This is a genomic window from Streptomyces sp. NPDC039480 (assembly GCF_055597165.1).
In genome coordinates, this window is the sequence record NZ_JBVITX010000002.1 from 220495 (window position 1) to 243763 (window position 23269).

General features: G+C 67.4%; 36 protein-coding genes. 33 read left to right on the forward strand and 3 right to left on the reverse strand.

Annotated elements, in window-relative coordinates; all coding sequences use genetic code 11:
* Nucleotides 1–2: 2 nt before the first annotated feature.
* The 29 genes from rplD to truA all read left to right on the forward strand — a co-directional run bounded on the left by rplD (nucleotide 3) and on the right by truA (nucleotide 16358).
* A complete protein-coding gene (gene rplD, locus ACZ56E_RS06960; RefSeq protein WP_150171088.1) occupies nucleotides 3–656 on the forward strand; it encodes a 50S ribosomal protein L4 in 654 nt (217 codons plus the stop codon).
* Nucleotides 656–1075, forward strand: coding sequence for a 50S ribosomal protein L23 (rplW, locus tag ACZ56E_RS06965; protein WP_055564827.1), 420 nt, complete (start codon nucleotides 656–658; stop codon nucleotides 1073–1075). Before rplD ends, rplW begins: the two co-directional genes overlap by 1 nt.
* A gap of 39 nt (nucleotides 1076–1114) precedes the next feature.
* Nucleotides 1115–1951, forward strand: coding sequence for a 50S ribosomal protein L2 (gene rplB / locus ACZ56E_RS06970; protein WP_268772968.1), 837 nt, complete (start codon nucleotides 1115–1117; stop codon nucleotides 1949–1951).
* 12 nt (nucleotides 1952–1963) lie between these two features.
* Nucleotides 1964–2245: a 30S ribosomal protein S19 gene (rpsS, locus tag ACZ56E_RS06975; protein WP_125514475.1), complete on the forward strand. Its 282-nt coding sequence runs from the start codon at nucleotides 1964–1966 to the stop codon at nucleotides 2243–2245.
* Nucleotides 2246–2286: 41 nt separating this feature from the next.
* Nucleotides 2287–2634, forward strand: a complete 348-nt coding sequence (gene rplV, locus ACZ56E_RS06980) for a 50S ribosomal protein L22 (RefSeq protein ID WP_004571827.1) — start codon at nucleotides 2287–2289, stop codon at nucleotides 2632–2634.
* Complete coding sequence (rpsC, locus tag ACZ56E_RS06985; RefSeq protein ID WP_055564829.1) at nucleotides 2634–3467, forward strand: 30S ribosomal protein S3; 834 nt, start codon at nucleotides 2634–2636, stop codon at nucleotides 3465–3467. Before rplV ends, rpsC begins: the two co-directional genes overlap by 1 nt.
* A gap of 5 nt (nucleotides 3468–3472) precedes the next feature.
* Nucleotides 3473–3892 (forward strand): 50S ribosomal protein L16, encoded by a 420-nt coding sequence (gene rplP, locus ACZ56E_RS06990; RefSeq protein WP_055698227.1) that lies wholly within the window; start codon nucleotides 3473–3475, stop codon nucleotides 3890–3892.
* Nucleotides 3892–4116, forward strand: coding sequence for a 50S ribosomal protein L29 (gene rpmC, locus ACZ56E_RS06995; RefSeq protein WP_006347226.1), 225 nt, complete (start codon nucleotides 3892–3894; stop codon nucleotides 4114–4116). Before rplP ends, rpmC begins: the two co-directional genes overlap by 1 nt.
* Nucleotides 4116–4403, forward strand: coding sequence for a 30S ribosomal protein S17 (gene rpsQ, locus ACZ56E_RS07000; protein WP_164321735.1), 288 nt, complete (start codon nucleotides 4116–4118; stop codon nucleotides 4401–4403). The genes rpmC and rpsQ overlap by 1 nt, the downstream gene beginning before the upstream one ends.
* Nucleotides 4404–4503: 100 nt before the next feature.
* Nucleotides 4504–4872, forward strand: a complete 369-nt coding sequence (rplN, locus tag ACZ56E_RS07005; protein ID WP_003974257.1) for a 50S ribosomal protein L14 — start codon at nucleotides 4504–4506, stop codon at nucleotides 4870–4872.
* Between the two features lie 2 nt (nucleotides 4873–4874).
* On the forward strand, nucleotides 4875–5198 hold the full coding sequence (gene rplX, locus ACZ56E_RS07010; protein WP_016645174.1) for a 50S ribosomal protein L24: 324 nt from the start codon (nucleotides 4875–4877) through the stop codon (nucleotides 5196–5198).
* The gene (rplE, locus tag ACZ56E_RS07015; protein WP_362994433.1) at nucleotides 5198–5755 is read left to right on the forward strand and encodes a 50S ribosomal protein L5; all 558 of its coding nucleotides are present in this window, start codon (nucleotides 5198–5200) and stop codon (nucleotides 5753–5755) included. The genes rplX and rplE overlap by 1 nt, the downstream gene beginning before the upstream one ends.
* A 5-nt stretch (nucleotides 5756–5760) precedes the next feature.
* Nucleotides 5761–5946, forward strand: coding sequence for a type Z 30S ribosomal protein S14 (locus tag ACZ56E_RS07020; RefSeq protein ID WP_003956452.1), 186 nt, complete (start codon nucleotides 5761–5763; stop codon nucleotides 5944–5946).
* Nucleotides 5947–6167: 221 nt separating this feature from the next.
* Nucleotides 6168–6566 carry a 30S ribosomal protein S8 gene (gene rpsH, locus ACZ56E_RS07025; protein ID WP_018528360.1) on the forward strand — a complete coding sequence of 133 codons (399 nt, stop codon included), beginning with the start codon at nucleotides 6168–6170 and terminating at the stop codon, nucleotides 6564–6566.
* A 21-nt stretch (nucleotides 6567–6587) separates the two neighbouring features.
* Nucleotides 6588–7127 (forward strand): 50S ribosomal protein L6, encoded by a 540-nt coding sequence (gene rplF, locus ACZ56E_RS07030; protein WP_055527119.1) that lies wholly within the window; start codon nucleotides 6588–6590, stop codon nucleotides 7125–7127.
* Between the two features lie 3 nt (nucleotides 7128–7130).
* Nucleotides 7131–7514 carry a 50S ribosomal protein L18 gene (rplR, locus tag ACZ56E_RS07035; RefSeq protein ID WP_398300201.1) on the forward strand — a complete coding sequence of 128 codons (384 nt, stop codon included), beginning with the start codon at nucleotides 7131–7133 and terminating at the stop codon, nucleotides 7512–7514.
* A gap of 41 nt (nucleotides 7515–7555) precedes the next feature.
* The gene (gene rpsE, locus ACZ56E_RS07040; protein WP_055564834.1) at nucleotides 7556–8161 is read left to right on the forward strand and encodes a 30S ribosomal protein S5; all 606 of its coding nucleotides are present in this window, start codon (nucleotides 7556–7558) and stop codon (nucleotides 8159–8161) included.
* Entirely contained in the window at nucleotides 8161–8343 is a 183-nt protein-coding gene (gene rpmD, locus ACZ56E_RS07045; protein WP_005481207.1) for a 50S ribosomal protein L30, read from the forward strand. Before rpsE ends, rpmD begins: the two co-directional genes overlap by 1 nt.
* A 1-nt stretch (nucleotide 8344) precedes the next feature.
* Entirely contained in the window at nucleotides 8345–8800 is a 456-nt protein-coding gene (gene rplO / locus ACZ56E_RS07050) for a 50S ribosomal protein L15 (RefSeq protein WP_062775150.1), read from the forward strand.
* Between the two features lie 224 nt (nucleotides 8801–9024).
* Nucleotides 9025–10338 (forward strand): preprotein translocase subunit SecY, encoded by a 1314-nt coding sequence (gene secY, locus ACZ56E_RS07055; protein ID WP_468604501.1) that lies wholly within the window; start codon nucleotides 9025–9027, stop codon nucleotides 10336–10338.
* Nucleotides 10338–10991, forward strand: a complete 654-nt coding sequence (locus ACZ56E_RS07060) for an adenylate kinase (protein WP_471211946.1) — start codon at nucleotides 10338–10340, stop codon at nucleotides 10989–10991. The genes secY and ACZ56E_RS07060 overlap by 1 nt, the downstream gene beginning before the upstream one ends.
* 124 nt (nucleotides 10992–11115) lie before the next feature.
* On the forward strand, nucleotides 11116–11952 hold the full coding sequence (gene map, locus ACZ56E_RS07065; protein ID WP_468604503.1) for a type I methionyl aminopeptidase: 837 nt from the start codon (nucleotides 11116–11118) through the stop codon (nucleotides 11950–11952).
* 310 nt (nucleotides 11953–12262) lie between these two features.
* On the forward strand, nucleotides 12263–12484 hold the full coding sequence (gene infA, locus ACZ56E_RS07070; protein WP_003948620.1) for a translation initiation factor IF-1: 222 nt from the start codon (nucleotides 12263–12265) through the stop codon (nucleotides 12482–12484).
* A 58-nt stretch (nucleotides 12485–12542) separates the two neighbouring features.
* Complete coding sequence (gene rpmJ, locus ACZ56E_RS07075) at nucleotides 12543–12656, forward strand: 50S ribosomal protein L36 (RefSeq protein ID WP_003948619.1); 114 nt, start codon at nucleotides 12543–12545, stop codon at nucleotides 12654–12656.
* A 190-nt stretch (nucleotides 12657–12846) separates the two neighbouring features.
* A complete protein-coding gene (rpsM, locus tag ACZ56E_RS07080; RefSeq protein ID WP_030782528.1) occupies nucleotides 12847–13227 on the forward strand; it encodes a 30S ribosomal protein S13 in 381 nt (126 codons plus the stop codon).
* A gap of 65 nt (nucleotides 13228–13292) precedes the next feature.
* Complete coding sequence (gene rpsK, locus ACZ56E_RS07085; RefSeq protein ID WP_003948617.1) at nucleotides 13293–13697, forward strand: 30S ribosomal protein S11; 405 nt, start codon at nucleotides 13293–13295, stop codon at nucleotides 13695–13697.
* A 118-nt stretch (nucleotides 13698–13815) separates the two neighbouring features.
* Nucleotides 13816–14838, forward strand: coding sequence for a DNA-directed RNA polymerase subunit alpha (locus ACZ56E_RS07090; protein ID WP_016645160.1), 1023 nt, complete (start codon nucleotides 13816–13818; stop codon nucleotides 14836–14838).
* Nucleotides 14839–14922: 84 nt separating this feature from the next.
* Nucleotides 14923–15411: a 50S ribosomal protein L17 gene (rplQ, locus tag ACZ56E_RS07095; protein ID WP_398300211.1), complete on the forward strand. Its 489-nt coding sequence runs from the start codon at nucleotides 14923–14925 to the stop codon at nucleotides 15409–15411.
* A 92-nt stretch (nucleotides 15412–15503) separates the two neighbouring features.
* Nucleotides 15504–16358: a tRNA pseudouridine(38-40) synthase TruA gene (gene truA / locus ACZ56E_RS07100; RefSeq protein ID WP_471211950.1), complete on the forward strand. Its 855-nt coding sequence runs from the start codon at nucleotides 15504–15506 to the stop codon at nucleotides 16356–16358.
* 15 nt (nucleotides 16359–16373) lie between these two features.
* Here truA and ACZ56E_RS07105 read toward each other — a convergent pair whose 3' ends face one another.
* A complete protein-coding gene (locus ACZ56E_RS07105) occupies nucleotides 16374–17240 on the reverse strand; it encodes a hypothetical protein (RefSeq protein ID WP_471211952.1) in 867 nt (288 codons plus the stop codon).
* Between the two features lie 74 nt (nucleotides 17241–17314).
* On the opposite strand from ACZ56E_RS07105, the gene ACZ56E_RS07110 reads away from it, so the two are divergent.
* From ACZ56E_RS07110 to glmM, 4 genes are all read left to right on the forward strand, one after another.
* Nucleotides 17315–18541 carry a glycosyltransferase family 87 protein gene (locus ACZ56E_RS07110; protein WP_471211954.1) on the forward strand — a complete coding sequence of 409 codons (1227 nt, stop codon included), beginning with the start codon at nucleotides 17315–17317 and terminating at the stop codon, nucleotides 18539–18541.
* A gap of 244 nt (nucleotides 18542–18785) precedes the next feature.
* Nucleotides 18786–19229: a 50S ribosomal protein L13 gene (gene rplM / locus ACZ56E_RS07115; RefSeq protein WP_030782512.1), complete on the forward strand. Its 444-nt coding sequence runs from the start codon at nucleotides 18786–18788 to the stop codon at nucleotides 19227–19229.
* A 42-nt stretch (nucleotides 19230–19271) separates the two neighbouring features.
* Nucleotides 19272–19793 (forward strand): 30S ribosomal protein S9, encoded by a 522-nt coding sequence (gene rpsI, locus ACZ56E_RS07120; RefSeq protein ID WP_150185750.1) that lies wholly within the window; start codon nucleotides 19272–19274, stop codon nucleotides 19791–19793.
* A gap of 117 nt (nucleotides 19794–19910) precedes the next feature.
* Entirely contained in the window at nucleotides 19911–21278 is a 1368-nt protein-coding gene (glmM, locus tag ACZ56E_RS07125; RefSeq protein WP_468604513.1) for a phosphoglucosamine mutase, read from the forward strand.
* On the opposite strand, the gene ACZ56E_RS07130 is transcribed toward glmM, so the two are convergent.
* Nucleotides 21275–22222: a DUF389 domain-containing protein gene (locus ACZ56E_RS07130; protein WP_471211957.1), complete on the reverse strand. Its 948-nt coding sequence runs from the start codon at nucleotides 22220–22222 to the stop codon at nucleotides 21275–21277. The two genes, glmM and ACZ56E_RS07130, sit on opposite strands and share 4 nt — an antisense overlap.
* Nucleotides 22223–22244: 22 nt before the next feature.
* Nucleotides 22245–23243, reverse strand: coding sequence for a type I pantothenate kinase (gene coaA, locus ACZ56E_RS07135; protein ID WP_468604517.1), 999 nt, complete (start codon nucleotides 23241–23243; stop codon nucleotides 22245–22247).
* Nucleotides 23244–23269: the final 26 nt, after the last annotated feature.

The following is a 23269-nucleotide window of genomic DNA, read 5'->3' on the forward strand; positions in this document are numbered from 1 at the left end:
CCATGAGCACCATTGACATCCTTTCGCCGGCAGGCGACAAGACCGGGACGGTCGAGCTCCCCGCGGAGATCTTCGACGTCGAGAAGATCAGCATCCCGCTGATCCACCAGGTCGTCGTCGCGCAGCTGGCCGCGGCCCGTCAGGGCACGCACAAGACCAAGACCCGCGGTGAAGTCCGTGGTGGTGGCAAGAAGCCTTACCGCCAGAAGGGCACCGGCCGCGCGCGCCAGGGTTCGACCCGTGCGCCGCAGTTCGCCGGCGGTGGCGTCGTCCACGGCCCCGTGCCGCGTGACTACTCCCAGCGCACCCCCAAGAAGATGAAGGCTGCCGCCCTGCGTCACGCCCTCACCGACCGGGCGCGCAACTCCCGCATCCACGTCGTCTCCGGCGTGGTCGAGGGCGAGATCTCGACGAAGGCCGCGAAGAGCCTGCTCGGCAAGGTCAGCGAGCGCAAGAACGTGCTCCTGGTCATCGAGCGCTCGGACGAGCTGTCGCTGCTCTCCGCCCGCAACCTGCCCCAGGTCCACATCCTGGAGCCGGGCCAGCTGAACACGTACGACGTGCTCGTCTCGGACGACGTGGTCTTCACCAAGGCCGCGTTCGAGTCCTTCGTGTCCGGCCCGAAGGCCACCGACACCGAAGGGAGCGAAGCCTGATGGCCATCCGTCACCAGAGCATCGCGTCCAAGGCTGCGAAGGCCGCCAAGGCCGCGCGCGTCGCCAAGGCGAAGCGCATCGCGACCGAGGGCAAGATCGCCGTTGAGCCCACCCCGCTGAGCAAGTCCTTCTCGGACCCGCGCGACGTCCTCGTCAAGCCGGTCGTCTCCGAGAAGTCGTACGCGCTGCTCGACGAGGGCAAGTACACGTTCATCGTGGCTCCGGGCGCCAACAAGACCCAGATCAAGCAGGCCGTCGAGGCGGTCTTCTCGGTCAAGGTCACCGGCGTCAACACGATCAACCGTCAGGGCAAGCGGAAGCGTACGCGCACCGGTTTCGGCAAGCGTGCCGACACCAAGCGCGCCATCGTGACCCTTGCTGAGGGCGACCGTATCGACATCTTCGGCCAGGCCTCCTAACGGAGCGCCCTGGTCCGAATATCGGACGAGGACTGAGAAATGGGAATCCGCAAGTACAAGCCGACTACGCCGGGCCGCCGTGGCTCCTCCGTAGCCGACTTCGTCGAGGTAACGCGGTCCACGCCGGAGAAGTCGCTGGTTCGCCCGCTGCACAGCAAGGGCGGCCGTAACAATTCCGGTCGTGTGACCGTTCGCCACCAGGGTGGTGGCCACAAGCGCGCCTACCGCGTGATCGACTTCCGTCGCCACGACAAGGACGGCGTGCCGGCCAAGGTCGCGCACATCGAGTACGACCCCAACCGCACCGCGCGCATCGCGCTGCTGCACTACGCGGACGGCGAGAAGCGCTACATCCTCGCCCCGCGCGGCACGCAGCAGGGTGACCGGATCGAGAGTGGCGCCGGCGCCGACATCAAGCCCGGCAACAACATGGCGCTGCGCAACATCCCGGTCGGTACGACCATCCACGCCATCGAGCTGCGGCCCGGCGGCGGCGCGAAGTTCGCCCGCTCCGCGGGTGCCTCCGTGCAGCTGCTCGCGAAGGAAGGCGCCATGGCGCACCTTCGCATGCCGTCCGGTGAGATCCGTCTGGTCGACGTCCGCTGCCGCGCCACCATTGGCGAGGTCGGCAACGCCGAGCAGTCGAACATCAACTGGGGCAAGGCCGGCCGCATGCGCTGGAAGGGCGTCCGCCCGACCGTGCGTGGTGTCGTGATGAACCCGGTCGACCACCCGCACGGTGGTGGTGAAGGCAAGACCTCCGGTGGTCGTCACCCGGTCTCGCCGTGGGGCAAGAAGGAGGGTCGTACTCGTGATCGCAACAAGGCGAGCAACAAGTACATCGTCCGTCGCCGCAAGTCGAACAAGAAGCGCTAGGAGCGGGTTTAGATGCCGCGCAGTCTCAAGAAGGGGCCCTTCGTCGACGACCACCTCGTAAAGAAGGTGGACGTCCAGAACGAAGCCGGCACCAAGAACGTCATCAAGACCTGGTCCCGTCGCTCGATGATCATTCCCAGCATGCTGGGTCACACGATCGCGGTGCACAACGGCAAGACCCACATCCCGGTGTTCGTCACCGAGTCGATGGTCGGCCACAAGCTCGGCGAGTTCTCGCCGACTCGCACCTTCCGCGGCCACGTCAAGGACGACCGGAAGTCGAAGCGCCGCTAACGCGGGGTGGAACGACTATGACTAACACCGAAGGGACAACCATGGAAGCCAGGGCCCAGGCGCGGTACATCCGCGTCACGCCCATGAAGGCCCGCCGCGTGGTGGACCTCATCCGTGGCATGGATGCCACGGAGGCTCAGGCGGTCCTGCGTTTCGCCCCGCAGGCCGCGAGCGTGCCGGTCGGCAAGGTGCTGGACAGCGCCATTGCCAACGCCGCGCACAACTACGACCACACCGACGCCTCTTCGCTGGTCATCAGCGAGGCGTACGTGGATGAGGGCCCGACCCTGAAGCGGTTCCGTCCGCGTGCTCAGGGCCGTGCCTACCGGATCCGTAAGCGGACCAGCCACATCACCGTGGTCGTCAGCAGCAAGGAAGGAACCCGGTAATGGGCCAGAAGGTAAACCCGCACGGGTTCCGGCTCGGTGTCACGACCGACTTCAAGTCGCGTTGGTACGCCGACAAGCTGTACAAGGACTACGTCAAGGAAGACGTCGCCATCCGTCGGATGATGACGTCCGGCATGGAGCGCGCCGGCATCTCGAAGGTTGAGATCGAGCGCACCCGTGACCGCGTGCGTGTGGACATCCACACCGCTCGTCCCGGCATCGTCATCGGCCGCCGTGGCGCCGAGGCCGACCGCATCCGCGGTGACCTCGAGAAGCTCACGGGCAAGCAGGTCCAGCTGAACATCCTCGAGGTCAAGAACCCCGAGGTCGACGCTCAGCTCGTGGCCCAGGCCGTGGCGGAGCAGCTGTCCTCCCGCGTCTCCTTCCGTCGCGCCATGCGTAAGAGCATGCAGTCGGCGATGAAGGCGGGCGCCAAGGGCATCAAGATCCAGTGTGGTGGCCGTCTCGGCGGCGCCGAGATGTCGCGCTCGGAGTTCTACCGCGAGGGCCGCGTGCCCCTGCACACGCTCCGCGCCAACGTCGACTACGGCTTCTTCGAGGCCAAGACGACCTTCGGCCGTATCGGCGTGAAGGTCTGGATCTACAAGGGCGACGTCAAGAACATCGCCGAGGTCCGCGCCGAGAACGCCGCTGCCCGCGCCGGCAACCGCCCGGCCCGTGGTGGCAACGACCGCCCGGCCCGTGGTGGCCGCGGTGGCGAGCGTGGCGGTCGCGGCCGCAAGCCGCAGCAGTCGGCTCCGGCCGCCGAGGCCCCCAAGGCCGAGGCGCCCGCCGCTGCTCCGGCTGCTGAGAGCACCGGAACGGAGGCCTGACCGAAATGCTGATCCCCCGTAGGGTCAAGCACCGCAAGCAGCACCACCCGAAGCGCAGCGGTATGTCCAAGGGTGGCACGCAGGTTGCGTTCGGCGAGTACGGCATCCAGGCGCTGACCCCGGCGTACGTGACGAACCGTCAGATCGAGGCAGCTCGTATCGCGATGACGCGTCACATCAAGCGTGGCGGCAAGGTCTGGATCAACATCTACCCGGACCGCCCCCTCACCAAGAAGCCTGCCGAGACCCGCATGGGTTCCGGTAAGGGTTCGCCGGAGTGGTGGGTCGCCAACGTCAAGCCCGGACGCGTCATGTTCGAGCTGTCGTACCCGAACGAGAAGATTGCTCGTGAGGCGCTCACCCGCGCTGCTCACAAGCTTCCGATGAAGTGCCGCATCGTCCGGCGCGAGGCAGGTGAGTCGTGATGTCGGCCGGTACCAAGGCGTCCGAGCTGCGCGAGCTGGGCAACGAGGAGCTTGTCAACAAGCTTCGCGAGGCCAAGGAAGAGCTGTTCAACCTCCGCTTCCAGGCGGCGACGGGCCAGCTCGAGAACCACGGTCGGCTCAAGGCCGTCCGTAAGGACATCGCGCGGATCTACACCCTGATGCGTGAGCGCGAGCTGGGCATCGAGACGGTGGAGAGCGCCTGATGAGCGAGAGCAACGTGACTGAAGAGACGAAGGCCGCGCGCGGCTTCCGCAAGACCCGTGAGGGCCTTGTCGTCAGCGACAAGATGGACAAGACCGTCGTCGTCGCCGTCGAGGACCGCGTCAAGCACGCGCTGTACGGCAAGGTCATCCGCCGTACCAACAAGCTCAAGGCGCACGACGAGCAGAACGCTGCCGGCGTCGGCGACCGCGTCCTCCTGATGGAGACGCGTCCGCTGTCCGCCACCAAGCGCTGGCGCATCGTCGAGATCCTCGAGAAGGCCAAGTAATCCCTCTGAGGGGCACCCCCCTCGGAGTTCGTTCCGCCAGGCTCCCGGGGCAGTTCACCGAACTGCCCCGGGGGAACCGGCAGACAAACAGGAGATAGACGTGATCCAGCAGGAGTCGCGACTGCGCGTCGCCGACAACACGGGTGCGAAGGAAATTCTCACCATCCGTGTTCTCGGTGGCTCGGGTCGCCGCTACGCGGGCATCGGTGACGTCATCGTCGCCACCGTCAAGGACGCGATCCCCGGTGGCAACGTGAAGAAGGGTGACGTCGTCAAGGCGGTCATCGTTCGCACCGTCAAGGAGCGCCGCCGTCCGGACGGCTCGTACATCCGCTTCGACGAGAACGCCGCCGTCATTCTGAAGAACGACGGCGACCCTCGCGGCACCCGTATCTTCGGCCCGGTGGGCCGTGAGCTGCGCGAGAAGAAGTTCATGAAGATCATCTCGCTCGCGCCGGAGGTGCTGTAAGCATGAAGATCAAGAAGGGCGACCTGGTTCAGGTCATCACCGGTAAGGACAAGGGCAAGCAGGGCAAGGTCATTGCCGCTTACCCGCGCGACGAGCGTGTCCTGGTCGAGGGTGTCAACCGGGTCAAGAAGCACACGAAGGCCGGCCCGACCGCCAGCGGCTCGCAGGCCGGCGGCATCGTGACCACCGAGGCCCCCGTCCACGTCTCCAACGTCCAGCTGGTCGTGGAGAAGGACGGCAACAAGGTCGTCACGCGCGTCGGTTACCGCTTCGACGACGAGGGCAACAAGATCCGCGTTGCCAAGCGGACGGGTGAGGACATCTGATGACGACCACCACCACTCCGCGTCTCAAGACGAAGTACCGCGACGAGATCAAGGACAAGCTGCGTGAGGAGTTCTCGTACGAGAACGTCATGCAGATCCCCGGCCTGGTCAAGATCGTGGTCAACATGGGTGTCGGCGACGCCGCCCGTGACTCGAAGCTGATCGACGGCGCCATCCGCGACCTCACCACGATCACCGGCCAGAAGCCGGCCGTGACGAAGGCCCGGAAGTCCATCGCGCAGTTCAAGCTGCGCGAGGGCCAGCCGATCGGCTGCCACGTCACGCTCCGTGGCGACCGCATGTGGGAGTTCCTGGACCGCACCCTGTCGCTCGCGCTGCCGCGCATCCGCGACTTCCGTGGTCTGTCCCCCAAGCAGTTCGACGGCCGTGGCAACTACACCTTCGGTCTCACGGAGCAGGTCATGTTCCACGAGATCGACCAGGACAAGATCGACCGCGTCCGGGGTATGGACATCACCGTGGTCACCACGGCGACCAACGACGCTGAGGGCCGTGCGCTCCTTCGTCACCTCGGCTTCCCGTTCAAGGAGGCGTAAGCGAGATGGCGAAGAAGGCTCTGATTGCCAAGGCTGCTCGTAAGCCCAAGTTCGGTGTGCGTGCGTACACCCGCTGCCAGCGCTGCGGCCGCCCGCACTCCGTCTACCGCAAGTTCGGCCTCTGCCGCGTGTGCCTTCGTGAGATGGCTCACCGTGGCGAGCTCCCGGGCGTGACCAAGAGCTCCTGGTAGTCCCCACCTTTTCGAAGGTTTTTGGGACTCCTGGATCTCTCGGTAAGTAAAGGGCTGGCAGCCGCCCTCCTCCAGATGGCTTAGGCTAGGAGGGTTGGGCGTCTGCCGCCCTGACCGACTTACTACGCCGTAGGTCCCCGCGCCGCACCCGTCCTGCCTCTGAGTGGGGAGAGGGATGGCGCAGATAGGAAACCCCGGCGAGAGAGGCCGAAGGCCAATTCATGACCATGACTGATCCGATCGCGGACATGCTGACTCGTCTGCGTAACGCGAACTCGGCGTACCACGACACCGTGGCGATGCCGCACAGCAAGATCAAGTCTCACATCGCGGAGATCCTCCAGCAGGAGGGCTTCATCACGGGCTGGAAGGTCGAGGACGCCGAGGTTGGCAAGAACCTCGTTCTCGAGCTGAAGTTCGGCCCGAACCGTGAGCGCTCCATCGCGGGCATCAAGCGGATCTCCAAGCCCGGTCTCCGGGTTTACGCGAAGTCCACCAACCTGCCGAAGGTCCTCGGCGGCCTCGGCGTGGCGATCATCTCCACGTCGCACGGTCTCCTGACCGGCCAGCAGGCAGGCAAGAAGGGCGTAGGTGGGGAAGTCCTCGCCTACGTCTGGTAGTCGGGAACGGAGGAATAGCTAATGTCGCGTATTGGCAAGCTCCCCATCACGGTTCCCGCCGGCGTGGACGTCACCATCGACGGCCAGACGGTCGCGGTCAAGGGTCCCAAGGGCACCCTGAGCCACACCATCGTCGCGCCGATCGAGATCGCTAAGGGTGAGGACGGCGTTCTGAACGTCACCCGCCCGAACGACGAGCGTCAGAACAAGGCCCTCCACGGCCTGTCCCGCACGCTGGTGGCGAACATGATCACCGGCGTGACCCAGGGTTACGTGAAGAAGCTCGAAATCAGCGGTGTCGGTTACCGCGTCCTGGCGAAGGGCTCCAACCTGGAGTTCTCGCTCGGCTACAGCCACCCGATCCTGATCGAGGCGCCCGAGGGCATCTCCTTCAAGGTCGAATCGGCGACCAAGTTCTCGGTCGAGGGCATCGACAAGCAGAAGGTCGGCGAGGTTGCGGCCAACATCCGCAAGCTGCGCAAGCCCGACCCGTACAAGGCCAAGGGCGTCAAGTACGAAGGCGAAGTCATCCGCCGCAAGGTCGGAAAGGCGGGTAAGTAAGCCATGGCATACGGTGTCAAGATTGCTAAGGGCGACGCTTACAAGCGTGCTGCCATCAAGCGTCGTCACATCCGCATCCGTAAGCACATCTCGGGTACGGCTGAGCGTCCGCGCCTGGTCGTGACGCGCTCCAACCGCCACATCGTGGCCCAGGTCATCGACGACATCAAGGGTCACACCCTTGCGTCGGCCTCGACCCTGGACACCACGATCCGCGGCGCCGAGGGCGACAAGTCCGCGCAGGCCAAGTCGGTCGGCGCCCTGGTCGCCGAGCGCGCCAAGGCCGCCGGTGTCGAGACTGTCGTGTTCGACCGTGGTGGTAACCAGTACGCCGGGCGCATCGCCGCCCTGGCGGACGCCGCCCGCGAAGCCGGACTCAAGTTCTGAGTCGGTTCCGTAGCTAGCGGAAACAGAGAGAGGTAATTCCAATGGCTGGACCCCAGCGCCGCGGTGGCGGTGCCGGTGGCGGCGAGCGGCGGGACCGGAAGGGTCGCGACGGTGGCAACGCCGCCGCCGAGAAGACCGCGTACGTTGAGCGCGTTGTCGCGATCAACCGCGTCGCCAAGGTTGTCAAGGGTGGTCGTCGCTTCAGCTTCACTGCGCTCGTCGTAGTGGGCGACGGTGACGGCACCGTGGGTGTCGGTTACGGCAAGGCCAAGGAGGTGCCGGCCGCCATCGCCAAGGGTGTTGAGGAGGCCAAGAAGCACTTCTTCAAGGTCCCCCGTATCCAGGGCACCATCCCGCACCCCATCCAGGGCGAGAAGGCCGCGGGCGTCGTCCTGCTGAAGCCTGCTTCCCCCGGTACCGGTGTTATCGCCGGTGGCCCGGTGCGTGCGGTGCTCGAGTGCGCCGGCGTTCACGACATCCTGTCGAAGTCCCTGGGCTCCGACAACGCGATCAACATCGTGCACGCGACCGTGGCGGCCCTCAAGGGCCTGCAGCGTCCCGAGGAGATCGCGGCTCGCCGTGGTCTGCCCCTCGAGGACGTCGCCCCCGCGGCTCTGCTTCGTGCGCGTGCGGGAGCGGGTGCGTAATGGCACAGCTCAAGATCACGCAGACGAAGTCGTACATCGGCAGCAAGCAGAACCACCGCGACACCCTGCGTTCCCTTGGTCTCAAGGGCATCAACACGCAGGTCGTCAAGGAGGACCGCCCCGAGTTCCGCGGAATGGTGCACACCGTCCGCCACCTCGTGACGGTTGAGGAGGTCGACTGACATGGCGGAGCAGAACCCGCTGAAGGTCCACAACCTCCGGCCCGCCCCGGGCGCCAAGACCGCCAAGACCCGTGTGGGTCGTGGTGAGGCGTCCAAGGGTAAGACCGCTGGTCGTGGTACCAAGGGCACCAAGGCCCGTTACCAGGTTCCGGAGCGCTTCGAGGGTGGCCAGATGCCCCTCCACATGCGTCTCCCGAAGCTCAAGGGCTTCAAGAACCCGTTCAAGACCGAGTTCCAGGTCGTGAACCTCGACAAGCTGAGCGCGCTGTACCCGGAGGGTGGCGAGGTCACCGTCGAGGGTCTCGTCGCCAAGGGTGCCGTTCGCAAGAACAGCCTCGTCAAGGTGCTCGGCCAGGGTGAGCTCACCGTGGCGCTGCAGGTGACGGTCGACGCCGTCTCCGGCTCCGCCAAGGAGAAGATCACCGCCGCGGGCGGTACCGTCACCGAGCTCGTCTGATTCATTCGGACGTGTCGATGACATGAGCGATTCCCAGCCGGGGATGCCCCACAAAAGGGGCATCCCCGGTTGGTCGTTCCAAGGGGGGCACGGTCGCCGGTAAGGTGGCGTGCACTGTCTAAGCTCCGTGCGGTCTGCCCGCACGGTTTTCTTGACTGATATGTATTCGTCGATCCTCAGACCATCACCTCTGGCGCACGCGCGCGGGGGTCGCAGGAGGCACCGTGCTCACCGCGTTCGCCCGGGCGTTCAAGACGCCCGACCTGCGCAAGAAGCTGCTCTTCACGCTCGGCATCATCGTGATCTACCGGGTGGGTACGCATGTGCCGATCCCCGGTGTCGACTACAAGAACGTCCAGGCCTGCATTGACAACGCCAATGCGAACCAGGGCCTGTTCGGTCTCGTCAACATGTTCAGCGGTGGCGCGCTGCTGCAGATCACGATCTTCGCGCTCGGCATCATGCCGTACATCACGGCGAGCATCATTCTGCAGCTGTTGACCGTGGTGATCCCGCGACTCGAGGCCCTCAAGAAGGAGGGCCAGGCCGGCACAGCGAAGATCACGCAGTACACGCGCTATCTGACCATCGCGCTCGCGATTCTTCAGGGCACCGGCCTGGTGGCCACCGCCCGCACCGGCACCCTTTTCCAGGGCTGCCCCGTCGCCAGTGAGATCGTTCCCGACCAGTCGATCTTCGTCACGATCACCATGGTCATCACGATGACCGCCGGTACGGCCTGTGTGATGTGGCTCGGTGAGCTCATCACCGACCGCGGCATCGGCAACGGCATGTCGATCCTGATGTTCATCTCGATCGCCGCGACCTTCCCGGCCGCCCTGTGGGCCATCAAGGAGCAGGGCGACCTGGCCGACGGCTGGATCGAGTTCGGCACGGTCATCGCGGTCGGTCTCGTCATGGTCGGCCTGGTGGTCTTCGTCGAGCAGGCGCAGCGGCGCATCCCGGTCCAGTACGCGAAGCGCATGATCGGCCGCCGGTCCTACGGGGGGACGTCGACGTACATCCCGCTGAAGGTCAACCAGGCGGGCATCATCCCTGTGATCTTCGCCTCGTCACTGCTCTACATTCCGGCGCTGGTCGCCCAGTTCGCGGGCGGCACTTCGGGATGGAAGACGTGGATCGAGGCGAACCTGACCAAGGGTGACCATCCGATTTACATCGCCACGTACTTCATCCTGATCGTCTTCTTCGCCTTCTTCTACGTCGCGATCTCCTTCAACCCCGAGGAAGTCGCCGACAACATGAAGAAGTATGGTGGCTTCATCCCGGGCATCCGGGCTGGCCGTCCGACCGCTGAGTATCTGAGCTACGTACTCAACCGGATCACCTGGCCGGGTTCGCTGTATCTGGGTCTGATCGCTCTTGTGCCGACGATGGCGTTGGTGGGCTTCGGGGCAAACCAGAACTTCCCGTTCGGCGGGACGAGCATCCTCATCATCGTGGGTGTGGGTCTGGAAACCGTGAAGCAGATCGAGAGCCAGCTCCAGCAGCGCAATTACGAAGGGTTCCTCCGCTGATGCGTATCGTCCTCGTCGGGCCGCCCGGTGCGGGCAAGGGAACGCAGGCCGCGTTCCTCGCCAAGAACCTGTCGATCCCGCACATCTCCACGGGCGACCTCTTCCGCGCCAACATCAGCCAGGGCACGGAGCTGGGCAAGCAGGCGAAGGCGTACATGGACGCCGGGAACCTCGTGCCCGACGAGGTGACCATCGGCATGGCGAAGGACCGGATGGCGCAGCCGGACGCCGAGAACGGCTTCCTGCTCGACGGGTTCCCGCGCAACGTGTCGCAGGCGGAGGCGCTGGACGTGGCGCTCAAGGCCGATGACGTGAAGCTCGACGCCGTCCTGGACCTGGAGGTCCCGGAGGACGAGGTCGTCAAGCGGATCGCCGGTCGGCGCATCTGCCGCAAGGACTCCAGCCACGTCTTCCACGTGACGTACAGCAAGCCGAAGCAGGAGGGCGTCTGTGACGTCTGCGGCGGCGAGCTGTACCAGCGCGAGGACGACAGCGAGGACACCGTCCGCAAGCGCCTCGAGGTCTACCACACGCAGACCGAGCCGATCATCGACTACTACCGGACCCAGGGTCTGGTCGTGACGATCTCCGCGCTCGGCAAGGTGGACGAGGTCACCACGCGCGCGATGGATGCGCTCAAGGGCGACAAGTAGCCAGTAGTAACCAGTACGCTGTTTCGGCCGCGGTGCCCTTCGGGGGACCGCGGCCGTACTGTTGTGTACGTAGACGGTTCGTACGTAGCCGGTTGTCGGACGGATGACGGAGAGCGGAAGCCCCATGGTGCAGATCAAGACCCCCGAGCAGATCGCGAAGATGCGTGAGGCGGGCCTTGTCGTCGCCGCGATTCACGCCGCGACCCGTGAGGCCGCGGTGCCCGGCGCCACCACGAAGGATCTCGACGACGTCGCGCGCAAGGTGATCGCCGAGCACGGCGCGAAGTCCAACTTCCTGGGGTACGGCGGCTTCCCCGCGACGATCTGCACCTCGGTCAACGAGGTCGTCGTGCACGGCATCCCGGACGACAAGACCGTCCTCAAGGACGGCGACATCATCTCCATCGACGCCGGCGCGATCGTCGACGGCTGGCACGGTGACGCGGCCTACACCGCGTTCGTGGGTACCGGTCACGCTCCGGAGCTGGTCGAGCTCTCCCGGGTGACCGAGGAGTCGATGTGGGCCGGTATCGCGGCCATGAAGCAGGGCAACCGGCTCGTCGACATCTCGCGTGCCATCGAGACGTACATCCGCCGGCAGCCGAAGCCGGGCGGCGGGAAGTACGGGATCGTCGAGGACTACGGCGGGCACGGCATCGGCACCGAGATGCACATGGACCCCCACCTCCTGAACTACGTCGAGCGCCGCCGCGGCAAGGGCCCCAAGCTGGTGCCCGGCTTCTGCCTGGCCATCGAGCCCATGGTGTCGCTGGGCACTCCGCGCACGGAGGTCCTGGAGGACGACTGGACCGTCATCACGACGGACGGCACGTGGTCCTCGCACTGGGAGCACTCCATCGCCCTCACGGAGGAGGGCCCCCTCGTCCTGACGGCCCCGGACTGCGGCCGCGAGCGCCTCGCGGCGTACGGGGTGACTCCGGCCCCGGATCCGCTGGGCTGAGGTCCGGCTGCGCCGGGGCGAGAGCCGTGGTTCTCGCGGGGCGGCGCCGTGGGCTGTGCCCACCCGTGCCGCCCCGCGGAACGCGTGCCCACAGCAGTGCGGCATTGGGCGCGTGTGCCCACGGCAGTGCGGTGCGGCATGCGGCGCCGGTGGGCGAGCCGGTTGCTTAAGGATCTACGGCATGGGGCAGACTTTCTCGATTCGTCTTTCCGAGTGCACTGACGTAGACTGACGCGTCGGCTCTCGTGCATCCGTGTGTCTGCATACGGAGCATGAAGTCGATCAAGGTAGTCGATTCGAAGGGCGAAGCGTGGCCAAGAAGCAAGGTGCCATCGAGATCGAAGGCACTGTCGTCGAGTCTCTTCCGAACGCCATGTTCAAGGTGGAGCTCCAGAACGGCCACCAGGTCCTGGCACACATCAGCGGCAAGATGCGTATGCACTACATCCGCATCCTCCCTGACGACCGGGTCGTGGTGGAGCTGTCTCCGTACGACCTGACGCGTGGCCGGATCGTCTACCGGTACAAGTAGATCTTGCCCGCATCCCGCTCGCGCGGGGTGGTGGCACTGACCCGGAGAACCTCACCCAATGAAGGTCAAGCCGAGCGTCAAGAAGATCTGCGACAAGTGCAGGGTGATCCGCCGTCACGGCCGGGTCATGATCATCTGCGACAACCCGCGCCACAAGCAGCGCCAGGGCTGACGCACGACTGCAGTTCGCAGATTTTCGCGCGACGCAAGTAAGTAGATACGCAGGACCCGTCCCTCTTCAGTTCCATTCAGGTAATGGAGGGCGACACCCTCGGTCGGAGGCCGGGGACCCAGTAGGTACCTCATACGGCCGCTGGGAGTGGTTCTGCTGAAGACCTCCGAAGAATCAACAGGAGCCATGAATGGCACGCGTTGAAGGCGTTGACCTCCCGCGCGAAAAGCGCATCGAGGTCGCCCTCACCTACGTGTTCGGCATCGGCCGCACGCTGGCCCAGCAGACGCTGGACGCCACCGAGGTGGACCGCAACACCCGCGTTCGCGACCTGACCGAGGAAGACCTCGTCAAGATCCGCGAGTACGTGGACGCGAACATCAAGACCGAGGGTGACCTGCGTCGCGAGATCCAGGCCGACATCCGTCGCAAGGTCGAGATCGGCTGCTACCAGGGTCTGCGCCACCGTCGTGGCCTGCCCGTCCGCGGTCAGCGCACCAGCACGAACGCCCGCACCCGCAAGGGCCCGCGTCGCGCCATCGCCGGTAAGAAGAAGCCGGGCAAGAAGTAGTCCTCGCTCAGCGGTCTATCGACAGCTGACGCTGCAGGACCGACCACCTCCCGTAGGAGTTATAGATGCCCCCCAAGGGTCGTCAGGGCGCTGCCAAGAAGGTGCGCCGCAAGGAAAAGAAGAACGTCGCCCACGGGCACGCTCACATCAAGAGCACGTTCAACAACACGATCGTGTCCATCACGGACCCGACCGGCAATGTGATCTCGTGGGCCTCCGCCGGCCACGTCGGTTTCAAGGGCTCGCGCAAGTCCACGCCGTTCGCCGCGCAGATGGCCGCCGAGTCGGCTGCCCGTCGCGCGCAGGAGCACGGCATGCGCAAGGTCGACGTGTTCGTCAAGGGCCCGGGTTCCGGTCGTGAGACCGCCATCCGTTCGCTCCAGGCGACCGGCCTCGAGGTCGGCTCGATCCAGGACGTGACGCCCACGCCGCACAACGGCTGCCGTCCGCCCAAGCGCCGCCGCGTCTGACGCAGGCTGCTTGATCTGAGAGTTCGGGCGGTACGGCTCTTCGGAGGCGTGCCGCCCGTACCCTTGTAGTGATTTCAGGGCATCAAATAGTGGGTGCCCCTGACTGAAGGATTCCTTCATGCTTATTGCACAGCGCCCGTCGCTGACCGAAGAGGTCGTCGACGAGTTCCGCTCGCGGTTCGTCATCGAGCCGCTGGAGCCGGGCTTCGGCTACACCCTCGGCAACTCGCTCCGCCGGACCCTTCTCTCCTCGATCCCGGGTGCGGCGGTCACGTCGATCCGTATCGACGGTGTCCTGCACGAGTTCACCACCGTGCCGGGTGTCAAGGAAGACGTCACCGACCTCATCCTCAACATCAAGCAGCTCGTCGTGTCGTCCGAGCACGATGAGCCTGTCGTGATGTACCTGCGCAAGCAGGGTCCCGGTCTGGTCACCGCCGCCGACATCGCGCCCCCGGCCGGTGTCGAGGTGCACAACCCCGACCTCGTCCTCGCCACGCTCAACGGCAAGGGCAAGCTGGAGATGGAGCTGACCGTCGAGCGCGGTCGCGGCTACGTCTCCGCCGTCCAGAACAAGCAGGTCGGCCAGGAGATCGGTCGTATCCCGGTCGACTCGATCTACTCGCCGGTTCTGAAGGTCACGTACAAGGTCGAGGCCACGCGTGTCGAGCAGCGCACCGACTTCGACAAGCTGATCGTCGACGTCGAGACCAAGCAGGCCATGCGTCCGCGCGACGCCATGGCGTCGGCCGGTAAGACCCTGGTCGAGCTGTTCGGTCTGGCCCGCGAGCTCAACATCGACGCCGAGGGCATCGACATGGGCCCGTCGCCGACGGACGCCGCCCTGGCCGCCGACCTGGCGCTGCCGATCGAGGAGCTGGAGCTCACCGTTCGGTCGTACAACTGCCTCAAGCGCGAGGGCATCCACTCGGTGGGCGAGCTCGTGGCCCGCTCCGAGGCGGACCTGCTCGACATTCGCAACTTCGGTGCGAAGTCGATCGACGAGGTCAAGATGAAGCTCAACGGTATGGGTCTCGCGCTGAAGGACTCGCCTCCCGGCTTCGACCCGACCGCTGCGGCCGACGCCTTTGGCGCCGACGACGACGCCGATGCCGGCTTCGTCGAGACCGAGCAGTACTAGAGAAAACTTCCCGCGGGGCAGCCGCCCCCCGGGCACTGACACCGGTACCTGATACGGCCGGTGCAGCGATGAAGGAGAAACACCATGCCGAAGCCCACCAAGGGTGCCCGTCTGGGCGGCAGCGCCGCGCACGAGAAGCTTCTGCTGGCGAACCTCGCCAAGCAGCTCTTCGAGCACGGCCGGATCACGACGACCGAGGCCAAGGCCCGTCGTCTGCGTCCGTACGCGGAGCGTCTGGTCACCAAGGCGAAGAAGGGTGACCTTCACAACCGCCGCCAGGTGCTGTCCGTCATCACCGACAAGAGCATCGTGCACACGCTCTTCACGGAGATCGGCCCGCGCTACGAGAACCGCCCGGGTGGCTACACCCGTATCACCAAGATCGGTAACCGTCGTGGCGACAACGCGCCCATGGCGATCATCGAGCTGGTGGAGGCCCTGACCGTGGCCCAGGAGGCCACCGGTGAGGCCGAGGCCGCGACCAAGCGCGCCGCCAAGGACGCCGAGGTTTCGGAGCCCAAGGTCGACACGACCAAGGGTGACGAGGCCGCCGAGGAGTCGAAGGACGCCTGAGGCTCTGCCTTGCTGTGAGCGGGTCCGCCCTTCGGGGCGGGCCCGCTTTCGCGTGTACCTGGTGCTGAGCTGGTGCTGAGAGGATTGTTGGTGTGAGTGATGAAGTGGAGCCCGGGTTCGTACGGGTGCGTCTCGACCTTTCGTACGACGGGAAGGACTTCTCCGGCTGGGCCAAGCAGCGCCAGGGGCAGCGGACCGTCCAGGGGGAGATCGAGGCCGCGCTGCGGACCGTGACGCGGTCCCAGGAGACGTACGAGCTGACGGTCGCGGGCCGGACCGACAGCGGGGTGCACGCGCGGGGCCAGGTGGCGCACGTGGACCTGCCCGAGGCCGTGTGGGACGAGCACCGCGACAAGCTGCTGCGGCGGCTCGCCGGGCGGCTGCCGCACGACGTGCGGGTGTGGAAGGTCGCCGAGGCGCCCGCCGGGTTCAACGCGCGGTTCTCCGCGGTGTGGCGGCGCTACGCCTACCGCGTCACCGACCACCCCGGCGGTGTCGACCCGCTGCTGCGTGGCCATGTGCTGTGGCACGACTGGGAGTTGGACCTCGACGCCATGAACGCCGCCGCCGAGCGGCTCATCGGCGAGCACGACTTCGCCGCCTACTGCAAGCGGCGTGAGGGTGCCACGACCATTCGCACACTGCAGGAGCTGCGGTGGGAGCGGCGGCCCGACGGGGTCCTCGAAGCGACCGTGCGGGCCGACGCGTTCTGCCACAACATGGTGCGCTCGCTCGTCGGCGCGATGCTGTTCGTGGGGGACGGGCACCGGCCCGTGGAGTGGCCGGGGAAGGTGCTCGCGGCGGGTGTGCGGGACTCCGCCGTGCACGTCGTGCGGCCGCACGGGCTCACGCTCGAAGAGGTCGGCTATCCCGCGGACGAGCTGCTCGCCGCGCGCAACAAGGAAGCGCGCAACAAGCGGACGCTGCCCGGGGCCGGCTGCTGCTGAGCCCCGGGCCGGGCGCTACTGCGGGGCGTTGGCCGCGGCCGACGCCTGGGCCTCGCCCCGCTGGTTGATGCGGTGGAAGGCGAAGCGGGCCAGGTCGTCGCCGACGGCGTAGGCCTTGCGGTCCGACGTCGTCACGTTCTTGCCGCTGGTGTAGCCCGTGGTGGTGAAGTAGGCGTAGCGGCCGTAGGCGTTGTAGGTGCCGCGGCACACGCCCGTGCGGCAGAAGCCGGGCACGCCCTTGCCGGACAGGGAGTCGACGAGGCCGCTCTTCACCTGGTCCTTGACCTTCTTGGCGTCGGCTGCGGTGTCGAAGACGGCGACGCCGACCGTGACCGCGATGCCGTTCCTCAGGTAGCTGGCGCGGATCAGGCGCGTGCAGTCGTGCTTGGTGAGGACGGAGCCGAGGGCGGGCTGGGTGACGGACGCGCAGTTGGTGGTGGAGCTGGTCGGGCCCTTCTTGTAGACGCGCTCGCCCGCCCGCAGGGACTTGCCGGGGAAGAGGCCCTCGGGAGTGAGGGGCGCCTTGTCCTTCCTGGCGCTGGAGATGAAGTCCTTGGGGTCCGGCGGGGGCGGCGGGGTGGTCGCGTCGAAGGTCGGGCCTGAGTCGGTGCTCGCGCCGGGGATGTCCGCGGCCGTCGGCAGTTCGCTCGCGGGTTTGTTCGACGCGGAGGGTTCGTCGCTGTTCGCGGAGACGACCGTGATGGCCACGGCGGCCGCGATGCCGACCGTGGCGAGCGCGCCGCCGCCGATCATCAGCCACTTCCGGCGGCGGGTGCGCGCCTCGGCGGCCTCGGCGAGCGCCGCCCAGTCGGGCGCGGGTCCGCCACCGGGTCCGCCCGTTCCGCCCGGACCCCACTGAGGTCCCCCTTGCCCAAAGCTCATGGGGCGCATCTTAGACGTGCTTTCAGGGATGTTGAGCGGGGGTTGCGTGGGCTCCGAGCCCTAGCCTGAGGCGTATGAACACGGGCAAAACGGCGGTTAGTGGGTGGTTGTTGCGGCCGGCCGAGTGGCACGTCCGGTGGGTGCTCGGGGTGGTGCTCGTCGCCGCGGTGGTCCGGGTGGGGCTGCGGGTGCCGGACGGCGGCATGGACAACGACATCGTGGTGCGGGCCGCCGAGGCGTGGCTGGACGGCCGGTCGCCCTACGCCGACCCGCACTTCCTCTATCTCCCGGGTGCCGTGCTCGCGGCGGTGCCGCAGGCGCTGCTGCCCGTGGACGTCGTGCGGTTCCTGGTGCCCGCGGGGGTGACCGCCGGGCTCGTCGTCGGGTGGGCGTGCGCCCTGCGCGTGCACGGGGTGCCGTGGCGCAGCCGGTTCGCGGCGTACGGCCTGCTCGGGCTCGCGCTCGGCTTCGCGCCCTTCGGGCACCTCGTCCAGCTCGGCAACTGGACGGTGGGCTCCGTCGCCGCGCTGCCGCTCGCCCTGCTGCTCGTGTGCCGCGGCCGGTGGGTCGCGGCCGGGCTCGTCGTGGGCGCCGCCGTCGCCGTGAAGCCGCTGCTCGCGCCCGTCGTGCTGCTCTTCGTCCTGGCACGCCGGTGGCGGGCGCTGGGGGTCGCGGTGGGCGTGCCCGCCCTGGTGTCGGCGGCCGCCGCGCTCGTCATGCCGGACCCCGCCGGGTTCTTCACGCGGACGCTGCCCTTCCTGCTGCGGGGAGAGGACACCTTCGTACGTCTCTATGAGGCGTCGCCGTCCGCGGTGCTCGCGCGGGTCGGGGTGCCGCAGTCGGGCGCCACGCTGCTGGCCGTGTGTGCGGCGACGGCCGGGGTGTGGTGTGCCTGGCGGCGGTGGCGACGGGGGGACGAGGGGCCGGCGAGGGCGGTGGAATGCGCCGTGATGCTGATGCTCTCGGCCTTTCTCGTCTCCCGTCCGTCGTACGACCACTACCTCCTCGTCGTGGTTCCGCTGCTGCTCGCGGGGGTGCTGACGCCGGGGGCGGCGGCGCGGAGCCCGTGGTTCTGGGTGGCGCTGGTGCCGCAGGTGCCGGGCTTCGCGTGGCCGTGGCTCGAACCGGGGACGCGGCGGGCCTTCAAGGACGCGGTGACGCTGTGCCTGCTCGCGGGCTCGGTCGGGTGGGCGTGTGTGGCGGGGGCATGGGCGTGTACGGCGGGGGCGCTGTGCGGTCGGTGCGGGGTGGGGCGGGCGGGCCGTTACCCTGATGAGTGCAGACCTGTCCGTGGTGTGTGAGTCGCCGGTGCCGGTCTTCAGAGCCGCGTTTTGACCGGTACGGGGCGGCGCGGGTACTCTCGGGGATTGATACGTATTGGTGTCCTCGATCTCACGCGAAAGGGCCCTTACGTAGGTTCCCTGGAGCAGTTACCAGTGGCTCGCATACGGGCAGCGTCCCCGGCATTGTGAGCCCCAGCTGCATGATCGCTTCCTGGGTGCCGTGTGTCTGGACCCCATCCACTGAAGAAGCGAAGGCTACTAAGTGCGTACGTACAGCCCCAAGCCCGGCGATGTGACCCGCCAGTGGCACGTCATCGACGCCCGGGACATCGTCCTCGGTCGTCTGGCGACCACCGCTGCCACCCTCCTGCGTGGCAAGCACAAGCCGATCTACGCCCCCCACGTTGACACCGGTGACTTCGTCATCATCATCAACGCGGAGAAGGTGCACCTCTCCGGCAACAAGAAGACCCAGAAGATGGCGTACCGCCACTCCGGTTACCCGGGTGGTCTGCGTTCCGTCCGTTACGACGAGCTCCTCGAGAAGAGCCCCGAGAAGGCTGTCGAGAAGGCCGTCAAGGGCATGCTCCCCAAGAACACCCTGGGCCGTCAGATGCTCTCGAAGCTGAAGGTCTACGCGGGCGACCAGCACCCGCACGGCGCTCAGCAGCCGGTCCCGTTCGAGATCACCCAGGTCGCGCAGTAGTTCCGGCCACCCCCTAAGACGTAAAGAAATCTGAGGAGAATCGTGGCCGAGACCACCGTTGAGCAGCCGGTCGAAGAGACCGAGGGTGTCGACGTAGAGCAGTACACCACCGAGTCCGAGGCGCCCGTCGAGGGCGAGTACACCTCGGAGTCGAACGCCGCGCGCTTCGGCGACCCCCAGCCGGCCGCCGGCCTGGGCCGTCGCAAGAACGCCATCGCCCGCGTCCGGATCGTCCCGGGCACCGGCAAGTGGAAGGTCAACGGGCGCACGCTCGAGGACTACTTCCCGAACAAGGTCCACCAGCAGGAAGTCAACGAGCCCTTCAAGGTGCTCGAGCTCGACGGCCGCTACGACGTCATCGCCCGCATCTCGGGTGGCGGCGTCTCCGGTCAGGCCGGTGCGCTCCGTCTCGGTGTCGCCCGTGCGCTGAACGAGGCCGACGTCGAGAACAACCGCGGCGCCCTCAAGAAGGCCGGTTACCTGAAGCGTGACGACCGTGCGGTCGAGCGCAAGAAGGCCGGTCTCAAGAAGGCCCGCAAGGCTCCGCAGTACAGCAAGCGCTAATCGCTGCCTGCTCGTACTTCTCGTTCGCCCCGGCGGCACTCACCGTGCTGCCGGGGCGTTCGTCTATTCAGGAACCCCTGAGGCAATTCGTTTTTCTGGAACGTTCGGAGGACAGCAGTGGGACGACTCTTCGGCACGGACGGCGTGCGCGGTGTCGCCAACGCGGATCTGACGGCCGAGCTCGCGCTCGGACTCTCCGTGGCGGCGGCGCACGTACTGGCCGAGGCGGGCACCTTTGAAGGCCATCGCCCGGTGGCGGTGGTCGGGCGTGACCCGCGCGCGTCCGGGGAGTTCCTGGAGGCCGCCGTGGTCGCGGGCCTCGCGAGCGCGGGTGTGGACGTCCTGCGCGTCGGTGTGCTGCCCACCCCCGCGGTGGCGCATCTCACCGGTGCGCTGGGCGCCGACCTCGGCGTGATGCTCTCCGCCAGCCACAACGCCATGCCCGACAACGGCATCAAGTTCTTCGCCCGCGGCGGCCACAAGCTCGCCGACGAGCTGGAGGACCGCATCGAGGCCGAGTACGACCAGCAGTTCGTGAGCCGCACCGGCGCCCCCCGGCAGCGGCCCACCGGCGCCGCCGTCGGCCGCGTCAAGGCGTACGACCAGGGACTCGACCAGTACGTCGCCCACCTCATCGGCGTCCTCCCCAACCGCCTCGACGGACTGAAGATCGTCCTCGACGAGGCGCACGGCGCCGCCGCCCGCGTCTCGCCCGAGGCCTTCGCCCGCGCCGGTGCCGAGGTCATCACGATCGGCGCCCAGCCCGACGGCCTGAACATCAACGACGGGTGCGGATCCACCCACCTCGACCTGCTCAAGGCCGCCGTCGTCGAGCACAAGGCCGACTTCGGCGTCGCGCACGACGGGGACGCCGACCGCTGCCTCGCCGTGGACCACACGGGTGCCGAGGTCGACGGCGACCAGATCCTCGCCGTGCTGGCCCTCGCCATGCGGGAGCACGGCACGCTGCGTCACGACACCGTTGTCGCCACGGTCATGTCCAACCTCGGCTTCAAGCTCGCCATGGAGGGCCAGGGGCTCTCCCTGGTGCAGACCGCCGTCGGCGACCGGTATGTCCTGGAGGCGATGAAGGAGCACGGCTTCGCCCTCGGCGGCGAGCAGTCGGGACACGTCATCGTCCTGGACCACGCCACCACCGGCGACGGCACGCTGACCGGGCTGCTGCTCGCGGCCCGGGTCGCCGAGACGGGCCGGTCCCTCGCGGACCTGGCGAGCGTCATGGAGCGGCTCCCGCAGGTCCTGATCAATGTGCCGGACGTCGACAAGTCGCGCGTGAAGACCTCCGCGGAGCTCTCCACCGCCGTCACCGAGGCCGAGCGCGAGCTGGGCTCCACGGGACGGGTGCTGCTGCGCCCCTCCGGCACCGAGCCGCTGGTGCGGGTCATGGTGGAGGCCGCCGACATCGAGCAGGCCCGGTCCGTCGCGGGACGGCTCGCCGACGTGGTGAAGTCGGCGCTCGGCTAGGCCTGCGGTGACTTCGCGGTGCGCTCGCGCTGTACGGCCCAGAGGGATTTCTGGATCAGCAGCGTGAGCGTGCCGGCGAGGACGATGCCGAGCAGGTTCAGGAGAAGCTGCTCGGTGGAGCCCCACGCCTGCTTGTACTCGGCGTAGCTGAAGGCGACCGCCGCGTTCGCCGCCGCGGGGACCGTCGTGACGGAGATCGCCACGCCGACCAGGGCGCCCGACTTCGCCGAGGTGAGCGAGAGCATGCCCGCCGCGCCCGCGAGCACCGCGACCACGAACGAGAACCAGTCGGGGCGGTAGATGAAGTTCGTGTTCGGGCGCTCCGACTCCAGCGCGTCGTGCGTGAACAGGTCCATCGCGTCCATGAAGTAGCTGAACCCCACCGTCACCACCATCGCCGCCGCGAAGCCCACGAGCAGGGCGACCAGGGAGCGCAGGGCGAGACGGGGCGTGCGCTGGGCGACGGCCGTGCAGACCCCGGCCAGCGGGCCGAACTCCGGGCCCACCGCCATCGCGCCCACGATCAGGATCGCGTTGTCGAGGACCACGCCGCAGGCCGCGATCATCGTGGCGAGCGTGATGAACGTGACGTACGTGGCCGAGAGTGTCGACTCCTCGTGGGTCGCGTCGGCCAGCTGCTCCCAGAGGACCGCGTCGGCCGCCTCGCCCGGCGCGTCGTCCTCCGCCCTGTCCGCGCGCCGCGAGAGCGACAGGTCGATGTTCTCCACGGCGATCGACCCCGACTCGTCGATGCCGAGCGCGCGCAGACCGCCGATCAGCTCGTCGCCCGCCTCACGGGCCACGTCGCACATGACGACGTCGCCCGCCGGGTTGCGGGCGGCGCCCGTGAGTACCGCGAGGTGGGTGGTGCCGACCGTTCGCTCGATCAGGTGGACCACGTCGTCGGTTCTGTCCGGGGGTGTGATCAGGCGCAGGTGCAGCATGTGCGCAGGTTAGCGGGGCTTCTCAGAGCTTGCGCAGGCTCAGGCGCTGGACCTTGTGGTCCGGGCCCTTGCGGACGACGAGCGTGGCGCGGCTGCGGGTCGGTGCCACGTTCTCGACGAGGTTGAGCTTGTTGATCGTGCGCCAGGTCGTGCGGGCGTACTCGAGGGCCTCCTCCTCCGACACCTGGGTGTACTTGCGGAAGTACGAGGACGGGTCCTGGAACGCCGTCTGGCGCAGCTTCTTGAAGCGGTTCAGGTACCAGCGCTCGATGTCGTCGGCGCGGGCGTCGACGTACACGCTGAAGTCGAAGTAGTCCGCGAGGCCCACGCGGGTGCGGCCGTCCTTGCCGGGAAGCGCGGGCTGAAGCACGTTCAGGCCCTCGACGATGAGGATGTCCGGGCGGCGGACCGTGAGGCGCCGGTCCGGCACGATGTCGTAGATCAGGTGCGAGTAGACGGGGGCCGTCACCTCGTCCTTGCCGGCCTTGATGTCCGCGACGAAACGGGTGAGGGCGCGCCGGTCGTACGACTCCGGGAAGCCCTTGCGGGACATCAGGCCGCGGGCCTCCAGCTCCTTGGTGGGCAGCAGGAAGCCGTCCGTCGTGACCCGCTCCACGCGGGGGTGCTCCGGCCAGCGGGAGAGCAGGGCCTGGAGGAGGCGGGCGACGGTGGACTTGCCGACCGCGACGGAACCGGCGACTCCTATGACGAAGGGGGTGCCGGACTGGGACCCCTTCTCGCCCAGGAACGTGTTGAGGGCGCCGCGCAGGCCGTCCGTCGCGCCCACGTAGAGGTTCAGGAGGCGGGAGAGCGGGAGGTAGATGTCACGGACCTCGTCCAGGTCGATGACGTCGCCGAGGCCGCGGAGCCGTTCCAGCTCCTCCGCGGTGAGGGGGAGGGGCGTCTTCTCGCGAAGCGCGCTCCACTCGGTGCGGGTGAGGTCGAGGTAGGGAGTCGCCTCCGGCCTGTGCCGGTGGGCGCTCCGCGGTGCCGTCGGGGGCACAGAGACCGAAGAGATCACGGTCCATTGTTACGGCTGGTTGAACG